Origin of the sequence: Methylomonas sp. LW13, assembly GCF_016865255.1 — a bacterium.
In the GTDB taxonomy this organism is placed as follows: Bacteria; Pseudomonadota; Gammaproteobacteria; order Methylococcales; family Methylomonadaceae; genus Methylomonas.
Genome location: NZ_CP033381.1, coordinates 3,773,934 through 3,787,625, shown reverse-complemented (window position 1 = coordinate 3,787,625; position 13,692 = coordinate 3,773,934). Strand labels below are relative to the sequence as shown.

Genomic DNA, 13,692 nt, shown 5'->3' with positions numbered 1-13,692 from the left:
AAGACCATCCCGGCGCATGGGTTTGGGGTTACTGGCTGTGTGGTCATGAAAGACGGCCGTTTAAGGCTCATTTGACACGTCCTGGTTTTGCTTGCCTGACACATAAACCAGTGTCGCGGCGGACCGCAATAAGCCCGCACGACTGTCGATTTCGGTAAAGCGGGCCCGCGCCAGATCTTTTTGCGCCGATAACAGTTCGATTACCGTCGAAAAGCCGTGTGTATAGGATTCCTGGGTGGCGGCATAGGACTCTTTGGCGGCTTTCAACAGCGCCAACGCAAACTCGCGCTTTTCCAGCGCGGTTTTGGTGTCGGCGTAGGCTTTCCAGATGTCGCGCATGATTTCCAGACGCAAGGCCTCCAACTGGGCTTGGGATGCCGACCTTTTGGCCTCGGCTTCCCGCACCGCATTGCTGCGTTCAAAACCGTCGAACAAGGTCCATTCCACATTCAACATGGCCGTATCGACCATGGCGTTGGCGGAATAATTCTCTCCGCCGCTCGGCTTGGTATGCACGTCGCCCCAATATTGATTACCGACCATGCCGCGTAACGATATTTTCGGCCAGAATTCCGCTCTGGCTTTTTTAACTTCCGCTTCGCGAGCGCGCAATTCGGCGAGGCGCGCCAGCAAATCCGGACGCTGTTCCAAGGCCTGATCGACGATTTTTTCCACCGATTGCGCCAGTTCGGCGGGTAAGGGCAACTGGCTCAGGTCAACCAGATGCAGGCTGTATGCCGGCGAAATACCCAAATTATTGGTCAAATCGGCGCGTGCCTGAGTCACCGAGCCGCGCGCATCTTGCAAGTCATAACTGGATTTTGCCTGCTCTTGTAAGGCCAACAACAGATCGGGTTTGGTGGCCAGGCCTTGTTTGAGTTTGGCTTGCACTGAATCGGCGTTGGTCTTGGCCGACTCGAACGTTTGCTGCGCCGCCGTCACCTTGGCCAAGGCGGCCTGATAGGCAAAAAAACTGCTGGCCACCCGATAGGCAATTTCCTGGTGTTTACGGTCGAAGGCAAAATTCGCCGCGCTCAGACGCTCCGTACCGGCATCGACCAGTGCCTCCCGGCGCCCGAAATCGAATAAGGTCCATGCCAAATCCAGGCTGGCGAGAGCCGCGTAGCCGTTGCTGACCAGCGCGCTGCCGGGGATGGGAAAGCTGCTGGTAAAATGCTGACCAAAGGCCATTGCCGTTAGCGTTGGATACCAGGTACTGCGATTTCTTTCCAGGCGCGCGGCAGCGGCTTTTGCTTCCTCCCAGCTAATCCGGGTTTCCGGATGGGTGCGTAAAGCCAAATCCACCAAGGCCGGTAAATCGTAGGTTTGTTGGGTATCGATTCCGGCGTCCACAGCGCTGGGACTGGATGTATCAGGTGCTGGCGGCCGGTTTTGGGTTTGATAAGCGCGCCAAGATACAGCCGACTGGGCAGGGACTGGCGGAGTGTTTTCTGCATGCGGTAGCGGCGTCGGCACGCTGCAGGCTGTCAACACTGTCAATGTTGCAATCGCCGCGTTGCGATAGCTTGGCGCTAAGTACGCCAATATTGCCGAATTGGAAACGAATTTTTTCAAGCGTTTATTGGGTTGTCGAATCACTCTAATTTGGAAAAAATCCCCTGGCCATTGCTGTATTCTTTAAACCCGACTCTATCATTTATTGGGGGCCGGCGAGAAACAGTTCATTTGTTTAGTTAAGTTTTATAAAGTCGTCGCACGTCAAATTTCGGCTTTTTAATCCCTCGCCCACCCCCTGCCGGCGGGGAGGGAGAGAATCTGCCGAAATTTGCTGTGCGAAGGGTATGTCAGATCTTGAGATCACGACAAAGCCGCTATTTTGCCGATAGGAGCTACCGTTTCAGTCGTCGGCCTGGGCAATTTGCCGTTGTCGGAGTGCCGTTTTGCCGGCTGGGCTGCCTTGGGCGGTGCGATCTTGCGGCCCTGCATTAATTCGTCGATCTGATATTTGTCCAGCGTCTCCCAATCCAGCAAGGCTTGCGCCATATTGTGCAGAATATCCATATGCGATTTCAGGATGGCTTCGGCGCGTCTGTAGTTATTCGCCAGGGTTTGTCTGATTTCATGATCGATCAGGCGGGCCATTTGCTCGGACATCGGTTTGGTTGAACCCATAAATCCGCTGTCGTTGTCGCCGCAATCCATGGGGCCCAGGCGATCGGATAAGCCCCACTTGGTCACCATATTCCGGGCCAATTGAGTAGCACGCTGAATGTCGTTTGAGGCGCCGGTGGTAACTTTGTTTTTGCCGTAAATCAGAGCCTCGGCAATCCGGCCGCCGAACAGGCTGGAAATCTGGCCCTCCAGTTTATCTTTGCAGGCGCTGTATTGGTCGTGTTCCGGCAGGAACATGGTGATGCCCAAAGCGCCGCCGCGCGGCATGATACTGACCTTATAAACCGGGTCGTGTTCCGGCATCAAGCGGCCGACGATGGCGTGGCCGGCTTCATGGTAGGCCGTCATCAGCAAATCCTCGCGACTCATGATCATGGTGCGTTTCTCGGCACCCATGATGGCTTTGTCGCGGGCGCTGTCCAGGTTGTGCATCGTCACTTCCCGTTGGTTGTTACGGGCAGCGAACAAGGCGCCTTCGTTAATCAGATTGGCCAGTTCGGCGCCAGAAAAACCCGGTGTGCCGCGCGCCAGGTCGGTGATATTCACATCGTCCGCCAAGGGAACGCGGGTGGCGTGGACTTTGAGAATTTGTTCGCGGCCTTTGATGTCGGGCAAGCCGATTTGCACTTGGCGATCAAAACGGCCCGGCCTCAGCAAAGCTTTGTCCAGCACATCGACCCGGTTGGTCGCGGCGATGACGATAATCCCTTCGTTGCCGCTGAAGCCGTCCATTTCCACTAATAACTGGTTAAGAGTTTGTTCGCGTTCTTCGCCGCCGCCGATATTACCGCCGCTACTGCGCTGGCGACCGACGGCGTCGATTTCATCGATAAAGATAATGCAGGGCGCGCGCTTTTTAGCTTGCTCAAACATGTCGCGCACCCTGGAGGCGCCGACACCGACGAACATTTCCACGAAGTCGGAACCCGAGATGGAAAAGAACGGTACGCCAGCCTCGCCGGCAATCGCTCGAGCCAGTAGGGTTTTACCGGTACCGGGAGGGCCCACCATCAACACGCCGCGCGGAATTTTGCCGCCCAAAGCTTCGTATTTGCCCGGATCTTTCAGGAAATCGACCATTTCAGCCACGTCCTGTTTGGCTTCCTCGGCGCCGGCCACATCATTGAAACGTATCTTAACTTGATCTTCAGTCATCAATTTGGCCCGACTTTTACCAAAGCCGTTTTGCGCGCCGGCACCCTGTTGCTGCTTACGCATGAAATAGATCAATACCCCGATCAGCAGCAAAGTGGGGGCCCAAGAGAATAACAGTTGCGTCAGGGTGGACTGCGTCTCAGGCCGCTCGACTTTGATCTTGACGTCATATTCCAAAAGATCGTCTATGATCCGCGCATCACCAGGGTTGTAAGTGGCAAAGCGGGTGCCGTTATGGCGGCGGCCGTCGATGGATCTGCCGTCGATCACTACTTCGGCAACGGATTTGCTGCGCACATCCTTGATGAAATCGGAATAGGAAATGTCGTTTTGCGAATTGTAGGAAGACAGTCTGGGATTGAATACCGCGAACATCAAGATAGCAATGCCAACGGTTATGGACAGGGCGATGAAGAGCTTTTTCATGATTGCGATCTCCTGTTTAGGATGCAAGGTTCAAGTGATACGCTTCGGCAAGACTTGGGTTGGTGCACGGACGTTTGCCGCATCGAGCCAGGCGAGAATAGAGAACCCTGGTTCGACATAAAAAAATCAGCAACTTTTGCGCCATTAATTCGATATAAAAAAGACCCGCATCACCGCTTCGCCAGTTGGCGAACAAGTTAACTGTCACGTTTTTCTTTTCGGAGGTAAGAAAACGCTTGGTCCATAGGTCCAAGGCCGACGCACGCGCATCAAATGCGCCGGCGTTATCCGCAATGCGGGTCGTAAATGGCAGTCTTTACATACAGCTTTAGCCCTACAATGCTCTAGCCTGTGTCCAATTTGTACACAAAACGCCCCGATTTTGTGCGCCGCTCGGCCCTTTGAGGCGTGGCTCAACCGGCGGTTTTACGCGGCTTAATGGCTGGAAATATAAAGCGTGTGCATTTCCTCGTAGCGACTTAAAGCGTCTTTCAAGGATTCGCCGGCCAATTGCAAATCGCCGCCGCGGGCTGCTTTCCATGCGGTATTCAGGCGTTTGCCGGCATGCTGGCGTTTGACTTCGAGATCGTTGTTCTCGATGTCTTTTTGCTGTTGCTTGGCATGGCTGACCAGCTCGGCTACGGTTTCTTTGTCTGCGCCGTTTTCTACTGCGGAGATGGACGCTTTGACTTTGGAAATGGTGCTTTCCAGAGCGGCTCTTACTTCTTCGTGGCTAAAAGTCGCCGCGGAGACCGGAAAACTCAGCGCGCTGATAAGTGAGATTGCGATAGAAAAAGTTATGAATTTTTTGCATGAAATCATGATGTTAGCCTCGGTAAACCAGAAAAAATAAATCGATAGCGGCTTGCGCCTCGGCACTTCAGGATCAAAACGAACTTATGTTTCGAAAGCTTCGTTTCAATTGATAGTGTGGGTAAAGTTTATCAGACTATGGTTCTTATTAGAACTTAATTTGTTTTCATAAGAACTATATGTGTGCTTTTCGTCACACTTTTTATTGGCCCGGACCTTAAATATTGTTCGGGCTGAGTGTGTCGAAGGACGCTCGGCATAAGGCTTCGACGCGCTCAGTCTGAACGGTGTACCCGTGTGAAATAGGGCCGGGTTTATAATTGAGTATGCATAAGCTTGCCAGCCGTAAAGGGGGCACTGGCGTTTGCTTGATTGAATTGAACGCCAGCAATGTGCGGTTTTATTGGTAAGCTAAGGGTATAACTATTCTTATAACCACGCCTCGGAGAAAATAATGATCATGGTATTAAAAATTGCTGCTGCCACTTTGTTGAGTTTGAGCGGCACTGCGGCACATGCCTACGGCAGCAGCCAGAGTTCTCAGCACTGCGATAAACCGGTGTTTTCGGAGTTTCAGCCGGCAACCAATAAATATTTGCAATCGTTCAGCGAGTTTTCGTTGATGGCTTCCGCGAACACCACACTGACATCGGTGGTGGTTAACGTGAGTGCCGGCGAAACCAAATACCATTTCACCTCAAAGCAACTGCAAATCACCCAACAACCTAGCGGCCGCTTGGAGATAAAGGGCAAAGTGGATAGACCTATAGAAGGTGGATTTGCGCGCTTGAGTATTACCGCCCACAGCAAACCTGGTTGTGAAAAAACCGACGGCTATCTGATTCGCATTCATTAATCGCTAATTAATTCGGCCGTCAAACATCGTCGCTCCCGCGCAGGCGGGAGTCCCATTCTTCATGCGGCCGCTGCAAACTCCACGGTTAGGAATAATCTACACCGGGCTTTCAGAGCCTTCCCTTCCGGAATGCTGTAATCACCAAAATCAACGAACAACGCGCATCCGGCAAGACTTGGTATCTGGTCTATAGTTGCGATTGACCGGCATATCCAGTGCTGGGACGTTAGATGCGCTCAGTGTGGCGCCTCATTCCGGTATCGCCACGAGTCGGATGGCCAGTTTTATCCCGCTTGCTGCGCGGTAATTTTCGGAGCGACCGGATAGCGTTGACCGCAGTTCAAGCGATTAAAAGGGTGATAACAATGACTAAAAAGCCTGGGTTTTATCTGTTTCCGATGTTGTTTTTCACATCCGCTGCCGCCGCTGATTACAAAGCCGACATCGGCTATCAAGCCTTGCTCACGCAATTAGGTGCAAACACGCCGACCGGCGCTGGTGTCAATGTGGTTCACGCCGAAGCATCATTAGTCGAATCGAGGGATCACTCGGATTACCCCATCTATGCGCCGAATATTCGTAACACCCAATTCGCCGGTAAGACGTTCAGTTTTCCGGGAAAAAAAGCCAGTACCGCACCATCGGGACATGCTGACAGCGTCGGTGCCAGATTTTACGGTAAGGATTCCATTGCCAACGGCATCGGCAACATTGCCAGTTATGATGCCAACGCCTGGATCGATAGTCTGATTAGTCCGACGGCCTTGGCTCCCTTCAACGCCAGTCGGATTGCCAACCATAGCTGGGTCGGCAAAGGCGATACCGTGCCGGAAACGGCGATGATTCTGCGTTTGGTTGATCGACAGGTGCAGCGCAACCAATTCATCCAAGTGGTTGGTATGCACAATAGCCTCAGCGACTCGCCGCTGTTGGGCAGCGCTTACAATGCAATTGCGGTAGGGCGCACGGACGGTAGGCAGGATAGAGGATCCGATGCGGTCGACTCGTTATATATATCGGGGCGGACGCGCCCCGATTTAGTGGCGCCGCAAACCACCACTAGCGGAGCCACACCCATAGTAGCCGCTGCTGCCGCGTTATTAGTTGAGACCGGCCATAAGGGTGGGGCTAATTTATCGCAGGGATCGATTAATATCGAGGGCGTGGGAACCGTTTACAACGCTGAACGCGCCGAAACCGTTAAAGCTGCGTTGCTGGCGGGTGCCGACAGAGCGACGCAGAATACTTCAACCACGGACAACATCGTCGACTATCGTAGCAGCGGGCATCAAACACTGAACGGCCTGGACGATAGATTCGGTGCCGGCCAACTGAATATTTTGCATAGTTACCAAATCATCGCCGGTGGCGAACAAGATAGCCTGGAAGATGGCGGTGCTGCAAACGGCATCGGCTTGGCTGGATTCGATGTCGATACGGCGTTCGGCGGCTTGGCTAGTAATAGTTTGGCGACATACAAATTCGCCGCCGCGACGGCTTTGAATTTGCAGGCGTCTTTGGTTTGGAATCTTGGGGTATCGAACGATCTGAATCTAACAACCACTTTATACGATCTGAATCTGGAGTTATTCGACGCCACGGCGCAAAATATCGCCGCTTTCTCGGCGAGCAGCGCCGACAACAGCGAGAACCTGTGGCTTAGATTGGTCACCGGTCATGACTACGAATTGCGGGTCAAATCCGGCGAAGCCAGTCCGTTCAGTTGGGATTATGCGTTGGCTTGGCATATGAGCCCGCTGCAATCGGCACCTGTGCCTTTGCCGGGGGCGTTTTCCCTGTTTCTTTCCGTACTCGGCGGGTTTGGCTGGCTGGTGCGCGGGAAACGATGTAATACCGAAGTTTTCTGATTGAATGAACCTCTGCCCAAGCAGTTTTCATCAGCGGCTGCGCTCCCTCTCTTTGCCTTATTCAGTAGACCCTTAAAATACCGGGTTCCGCTATTCCCGCGTTGGCGGTAGCGACGATATTTGAGGGCCGGGTTAAAAAGCGGCTTCAGCTAAACCAGAATATCCGTCATGCCTATGCAAATACCCAAAGGGCATAAATTGTGGCAAATAACTTTGTGCGTAAGTTATTTCACGGAAAATTCACCGCGTATTAATACTGGTCATCTACGTATCTTTATGTATTTAAACAAAAATATTTTGTGGTCTGAATATTGTATAGGGATCGCCGTGCTTAGCCATAGGCGTGGAAACGGCTAACACGATGAAGGACTTCCAATAATTCATACTCGTTTCTATAGGCGACTTAGCAAACTAAGTACGCCGCGGCCTACCTGCTTTCAAAGACGTGGGAACGGCGAATTTTTAGAGGCTCCTAAAATCAAGATCCCTACGCGCTCTAACTTCAATCAACATAAAGGTTGTAATCGTGAATAAACTAATAAAATCAATCGGTGTCGCCGGATTGGCGGGGTGTGCGCTCTTTGCCGAGGCCCAAGCAAATACACTGCAAGTGTCAGGCACCATTTATAAAGTAAGCGGCGGCACTACTTACGATACTTGGAAAATCAATATGCTGAGTGGAGGTACTTTCAAAGTCGATGTGTTGGCTTATGAGGCTACGCAAAAGCAAACATCCACCGCCGGTTACCAGGAAATCGACCTGAACAACGACGGTGAAATTACATTTCTGGATCCGGATACTTATATCTACCGCGATGACGGCTTACTGGATGCCGGCGATATGTTGGCGCGTTGCGACGATTCCGACGGCAATCACTGCCCCGATAGCAGCAATCAGCCGATTTTGACTAACACCGACGGTTCGGCGGACGGTTCCCTTTTCTTGCGCGATCCGGCATTTAACGTAACCTTGCAGGCCGGTAATTATTTATATCTGGTGGCCGATTACACCTTATCGACCAGTGAAGCTGTCGCCGGTATCAATACTAACGATAACTTGACCTTACCAACCGGGCTTGCCGCCCGCGATCACGGCGACTATCGGCTCACCTTGAGCTCCGATACCCTGAATTTTTCCTTGGTGGGCAATACCATCACTGTCTCGCAAGTGCCTATTCTCGGCGCTGTATGGCTATTCGGCAGCGCGCTGGCCGGATTGGCGACGGTAGGGCGGCGTAAGATAGCTGGGGTTTGACCTTGCTCATCGGCGGGAGGCTAGGGCTTCCCGCTGCTTTTTTGTTCTGGTATGGCACCAAAGCCGGCGAACGCCTTACTCGCCGCTTTGCCGGAATTTTCCTGAAAACCTTGGTTTACGGCGAACCTGGCCATGCGTCAGGGTTGCCTGTATCCGGAATTAAATATCGCAATATAAGATATTTAATTCTAATTATATCGTTTTTGTTGGTTATCGGCTTTGCGTAGCATAAGCCCCGTGGTCAACCAACATTCAGCTTGCCGCAAGCAGATCGATAACTTTTTTTCAGGAGTACCCATGAGATTCACCCATACCTTCAAGCCCTTACTCTTCGGCATCGCCCTGGCCCTCAGCGGCAATGCGCTGGCCGAACGCACCCTGCTGAACGTGTCTTACGACCCGACCCGCGAGTTGTATAAAGAATATAACCAACTGTTTACCCTATATTGGAAAACCAAAACCGGCGAAGACGTCAGTGTCCAGCAATCACACGGCGGCGGCGGCAAGCAAACCCGCGCCGTGATCGACGGCCTGGAAGCCGACGTGGTGACCTTGGCTCTGTCCGGCGACATCGATCAAATTCACGAGAAAGCCAATCTGTTACCCAAAGATTGGCAAAGCAAACTGCCCAACAACAGCCTGCCGTACACCTCGACTATCGTATTCTTGGTGCGCAAGGGCAATCCCAAAGCTATCAAAAACTGGGACGATTTAATTAAGGACGGCGTGTCCGTCGTCACCCCCAACCCGAAAACCTCCGGCGGTGCCCGCTACAACTACCTGGCGGCTTGGGCGTTCGCGGAAAAGAAAAACGGCAGCAAGGACGCCGCCAAGGCTTTCGTGGAGAAGCTGTTTAAAAACGTGCCGGTACTCGACTCCGGTGCGCGCGGCTCCACCACTACTTTTGCCGAACGCGAAATCGGCGATGTTTTAATTACCTGGGAAAACGAAGCATATTTGGTGCTCAAAGAATTCGGCGCCGATAAATTCGAAGTCGTCACCCCGCCGTTCAGTATCCTGGCCGAACCGCCGGTCGCGGTGATCGAAGCAGTGGCGAAAAAGAATGGTAACCAGGATCTGGCGATCGAATACCTGAAATATCTATACACCAAAGAAGCCCAAGAGATTATCGCCAAAAATTTCTACCGGCCCACCGACAAAGACATCGCAGCTAAATACGCCAAACAATTCCCGACTTTGGAATTGGTTAGCGTAGGTCAATTGGGTGGCTGGGGCTTGATTCAAAAAGAACACTTCGACGATAACGGCGTGTTTGACAAAATTTACGGGCGCTAAGAACGTTTAGGCAGAGGAGGATGTAGCCATGGTGGAAAATACCATCGAATTGCTCCGTGACGATCTGGAACGGGCCTTGTATCTCGATCTGGACGAATTCAAACTGGAAATCGAGCAACAGGAAGTACTGAGCCGGTTCATTGGCCTGAAATTGCGCAGCGAGTTTCAACCGATATTCGATGCCGGCAAATCCCAGGGATTGCTTGGCTACGAAGCCTTGCTGCGCACCTCCACCGGCTTGGAAGCCGTGGATCCGGATTTTGCGTTTAGTTGGGCGGATAACCAAGGCAAATTGGTGAAGCTGGATAGGGTGGCTAGAACCCTGCACATGCTGAATTATCTGAATCTGCCGGCGGACAAGGGCTTGCTGTTTTTAAACGTGCACCCCAAATTGCTGGTTAGCGTGAATACGCACGGCAAGGTGTTCGAGCACATTTTGCATCTGCATTCGGTGCCGACCACCAGGGTGGTGCTGGAGATCATGGAAAACGCGGTGGAAGCCGATCAACAGTTGCTGGAAGCGGTGGACAATTACCGCGACCGCGGCTTCCAGGTGGCTATCGATAACTTCGGCAGCCGGCATTCCAATCTGGACCGCTTGTGGCGCTTATCGCCCAGCTTTGTGAAGCTGGATTTAAGCATCATCCATCAGGCGCAAACCGATACAAAGATTCGCCGGGTGCTGCCGAAATTAATCGAAATCATCCAGGCCCTGGGCGCGCAAGCGATTATCGAAGGCATTGAAAACGAGGTGCAACTGGATATTGCCTTGGATGCCGGCAGCAAATTGCTGCAAGGTTATTTCCTGGGCCGGCCTGCTGCGGCCGGACACTGGCAAAAACCAAAGCTGGTCGTGCAAGAGAATCCGTTAATGCCTGGCGCACCGCAGCATTTCGGTAGTTTCAGTGTGCCGGCCCAGCATGGTATGTAGTGTGCGACGACTGCAAGATAGTTTGATGATTGACCGAAAACCGGTGAAATGTGCTCTCCTGTGGCAATCCTGCTAACCCCGCCTTCTCGGCGGGGGCTTTTTTTGAGGTTGGGTCAGGGCTGAAAACCTTGCGCTTTAGTATCCGTAACTCAAATTGCTGATTTTTTTCAACTCCCCATCTTCAAACTCCAGCAGCTGCTGAAACTTGCGCGGCCCAAAGTTGTAAATCCATTCTTCGATGAGTACCTCTTCAAATTGATCTATCTCCAAGGCGCCGTAGGGATGCCGTAAGCGGCTGCCGCGGATTGCTCTGCGCTGTTCGACCGAATCCGGTTCCCCGCATTTGTCCAAGACTTCGGCTTTATAATCACCCACCTGGACCAGTTTATGTCCGCAGCGCAGCGCAAGCGCATCGCCGGCAAATACCAGCATGCCCAATCCCAACAAAATGCCTCTGATTGGCGAACGGGTCATTAAGGGCTTACCGTGTAACTTTGCGAGTAGCTACCGCCTTTATTGCAAACGTTTCGGCTGGTGGGCGATTCACAGGATACATCGGTAAATTCGGCTTTTAACTCGCCGGCTTTATCCGGCACAAAGTAGAAGCGGAAATTAGGATCGGCGCTGATCGCAATATCGATTTTGGCGTTAAGCACGGGCTTGTCGTTAAAAGTCACTTTTAGTTGATCGATAAAGTGCGATTTTCGGATGAATCGGGTCATTTGATCCATCTGCATGCCCGTCAGGTTGGGGTGGCTGATCATCAATTGCGTCAAGGCCGGTTGGCCGCTTTGAATGCCGTCGTCAAGCCGAAACTTAACTTTGCCCAGCCGCTTCATGGCTTCATCCAGATCCGCACCAATCGGTGCCGAGCAGCCGCCACTGGCTTTGACAAATTTTTTGGTCATGCTGAACTTGCCGTCATTGGTTTCGGCAACCGCGCGAATATCGCTGTAGGTATTGACCCGTACACGCAGAGCCAAATCGGCTTTGCCGCTCTCTGGAAAGAACTCGAATTCACCGACAAACGGGAAGGGGTTTTTATCGACGAACAGCCAGATTTTTTTGATGTATTTATCTTTGCTTTGCGCAAATTTGCTGGTGACTTTAACCGGTACAATCGCCGGATCTTCCGCCCGATAAGGGGCATCCAATTCGATAACCGCATTGGATTCGTCGATATTTTTACCGGCGAAAAACTGGCTTTTCAAAACCGTGTTCCAAGTAATGTCGTCACCTTCGGCAACCGCGATGGCCGGCAAAATCATTAAAGCCAGCAGAAAAATAGCGTTATAAGGTTTGTGCATGCTTTTAATCTCCTTTGTTTAATCTTCCCATTCCAGCTCGGCAAACGCGATGGTCACGTTTTTGCGGTGGAATTGTTCAAATAGCTGCCAATTTTTTTTAGCAGGCAAGCCGACGGTTTTCACAGCCTGCTCGAGGGTTTTGCCCTGTTTGATCATAGCCCTTACTTCGGTAGCCAGACTGTTCAAATAGGCTTTTTGCGGCTGCAGACTTGCCGGCCAATCTTTAACTAAAAGACCGTGACCGGGGACGACCAGTTTGTAGTGATTTTTCTCCAAGCGCTCCATCTCAGACAACCAGCCTTTGATGCTGCCGTCTATCACCGGGATATGCTCTAAAAACAACAGATCCGCTAGCCACATAGTATCGGTGGTCTTGTCGTAGACGCTTAAATCGTTATCGGTATGCGCACTGGGATGGGCGGTCAGCAGCAGTTCACGATTACCGATGTTCAGGGTCATGCTGTCATTCACCTCTATATCGGGTGGAATGATGTTGTCGTGATTGACTTGAATATCCAGCAATTCCGCTGCGCGACCGAGATAATGGTCGCCGCGCGTGGCCATGGCTCGCGCCAGCTTATAATGGCCGACAAACTGGACGCCCGGTTCCTTGAAAGCGATATTGCCGTAGATATGGTCGGGATGCACATGGGTGTTGATCACATAGCAAACCGGTTTGGTGGTCACTTGCTTGATGGTATTTCGCAACGCGGCACCCTGCTGTGGACTGCCGCCGCTATCGATCACCGCTACGCAGCGCTCACCAACAATAAAGCCGATATTGGCAATCTCGCCGTGATTACCTCGATCCGGCCAATGGTGCGCGGAGGTATGCAGATAGATGCCAGGCGCCACTTGGCTGAAAGACAACGGCGGCGCAGCCACACTGCTGTAACTGGTCAATAGGCCCATTAACAACAACACAAACTTCATTCAGTTGGCTCCTATGCGGCAATGCGTTTGAAAAATTCGGTTTCGGCGATAATATCTTGGTTATTTTCCACCCTATCCAGATACACCAATCCCAATAGATGATCGAACTCGTGTTGGAAGACGCGGGCTGGAAAATCCTGCAATGCCAAACGGTGGGGTTCACCTTGCTGATCTTGATATTGCACTTCGATAGCCCGGTAACGCGGCACCAGCGCCCGGATACCCGGCACGCTTAAACAGCCTTCCCAGTCTTTATGTAATGAGTTATCGACAATCTTAAAACTTGGATTGACCATCAGAATCGGCGGCATTTCCGGAGCATGGGGATAACGGGCTGTCGGCCGGGAAGCGATGATCAAAATTTGCCGGGAAGCACCCAACTGCGGGGCGGCTATGCCGACACCATTAGCCTCCAGCATAGTCTCATGCAGGGTTTCAATCAGCTTATGGAACTCCGGGCAGGCAAAGTCGTCAACAGGATGCGCCTGCTGCCGCAATACCTCGGCTCCGAGTTGTAATATAGGTATTTTCGAAGTCATGGTTGTGCCGGATAGCGTATAGGCAGGTTGCGGAAATAAGTCGTTTCGGGCGAGAGTATACTGCCGATTGGCGTAATCTTCCTGCCTTTACTTTACAAGGCTTTTTTGTGATATTAACAACAGGCCAGTTGCCGGAAATGCAGGGCTCCGGTTGCAAACCGCTTATTAGAACAATTCGTT

At 52.0% G+C, this 13,692-nt stretch carries 12 protein-coding genes; 5 read left to right on the top strand and 7 right to left on the bottom strand.

Annotated elements, in window-relative coordinates; all coding sequences use genetic code 11:
* Positions 1–60: 60 nt before the first annotated feature.
* From JL719_RS17045 to JL719_RS17035, 3 genes are all read right to left on the bottom strand, one after another.
* Complete coding sequence (locus tag JL719_RS17045) at positions 61–1,575, bottom strand: TolC family protein (RefSeq protein ID WP_225892880.1); 1,515 nt, start codon at positions 1,573–1,575, stop codon at positions 61–63.
* A 243-nt stretch (positions 1,576–1,818) separates the two neighbouring features.
* On the bottom strand, positions 1,819–3,714 hold the full coding sequence (ftsH, locus tag JL719_RS17040) for an ATP-dependent zinc metalloprotease FtsH (RefSeq protein WP_033155470.1): 1,896 nt from the start codon (positions 3,712–3,714) through the stop codon (positions 1,819–1,821).
* A gap of 435 nt (positions 3,715–4,149) precedes the next feature.
* On the bottom strand, positions 4,150–4,536 hold the full coding sequence (locus JL719_RS17035; RefSeq protein ID WP_033155469.1) for a hypothetical protein: 387 nt from the start codon (positions 4,534–4,536) through the stop codon (positions 4,150–4,152).
* 445 nt (positions 4,537–4,981) lie between these two features.
* On the opposite strand from JL719_RS17035, the gene JL719_RS17030 reads away from it, so the two are divergent.
* The 5 genes from JL719_RS17030 (at position 4,982) to JL719_RS17010 (ending at position 10,733) form a co-directional block, all read left to right on the top strand.
* Complete coding sequence (locus tag JL719_RS17030; RefSeq protein ID WP_033155468.1) at positions 4,982–5,383, top strand: hypothetical protein; 402 nt, start codon at positions 4,982–4,984, stop codon at positions 5,381–5,383.
* Between the two features lie 365 nt (positions 5,384–5,748).
* Entirely contained in the window at positions 5,749–7,251 is a 1,503-nt protein-coding gene (locus JL719_RS17025) for a hypothetical protein (RefSeq protein WP_033155467.1), read from the top strand.
* Positions 7,252–7,777: 526 nt separating this feature from the next.
* A complete protein-coding gene (locus JL719_RS17020) occupies positions 7,778–8,506 on the top strand; it encodes a hypothetical protein (RefSeq protein ID WP_033155466.1) in 729 nt (242 codons plus the stop codon).
* Between the two features lie 297 nt (positions 8,507–8,803).
* Entirely contained in the window at positions 8,804–9,802 is a 999-nt protein-coding gene (locus JL719_RS17015) for a sulfate ABC transporter substrate-binding protein (RefSeq protein WP_033155465.1), read from the top strand.
* 28 nt (positions 9,803–9,830) lie between these two features.
* Positions 9,831–10,733 carry an EAL domain-containing protein gene (locus tag JL719_RS17010; protein WP_033155464.1) on the top strand — a complete coding sequence of 301 codons (903 nt, stop codon included), beginning with the start codon at positions 9,831–9,833 and terminating at the stop codon, positions 10,731–10,733.
* 135 nt (positions 10,734–10,868) lie between these two features.
* Here JL719_RS17010 and JL719_RS17005 read toward each other — a convergent pair whose 3' ends face one another.
* From JL719_RS17005 to def, 4 genes are read right to left on the bottom strand one after another with little or no spacing between them, the layout of a single operon-like run.
* Complete coding sequence (locus tag JL719_RS17005; RefSeq protein ID WP_033155463.1) at positions 10,869–11,207, bottom strand: DUF2845 domain-containing protein; 339 nt, start codon at positions 11,205–11,207, stop codon at positions 10,869–10,871.
* Entirely contained in the window at positions 11,207–12,040 is an 834-nt protein-coding gene (locus JL719_RS17000; protein ID WP_033155462.1) for a quinoprotein dehydrogenase-associated SoxYZ-like carrier, read from the bottom strand. Before JL719_RS17000 ends, JL719_RS17005 begins: the two co-directional genes overlap by 1 nt.
* A gap of 18 nt (positions 12,041–12,058) precedes the next feature.
* The gene (locus JL719_RS16995; protein WP_033155461.1) at positions 12,059–12,973 is read right to left on the bottom strand and encodes a quinoprotein relay system zinc metallohydrolase 2; all 915 of its coding nucleotides are present in this window, start codon (positions 12,971–12,973) and stop codon (positions 12,059–12,061) included.
* 11 nt (positions 12,974–12,984) lie between these two features.
* Positions 12,985–13,512 carry a peptide deformylase gene (gene def / locus JL719_RS16990; protein WP_033155460.1) on the bottom strand — a complete coding sequence of 176 codons (528 nt, stop codon included), beginning with the start codon at positions 13,510–13,512 and terminating at the stop codon, positions 12,985–12,987.
* Between the last annotated feature and the right edge of the window lie 180 nt (positions 13,513–13,692).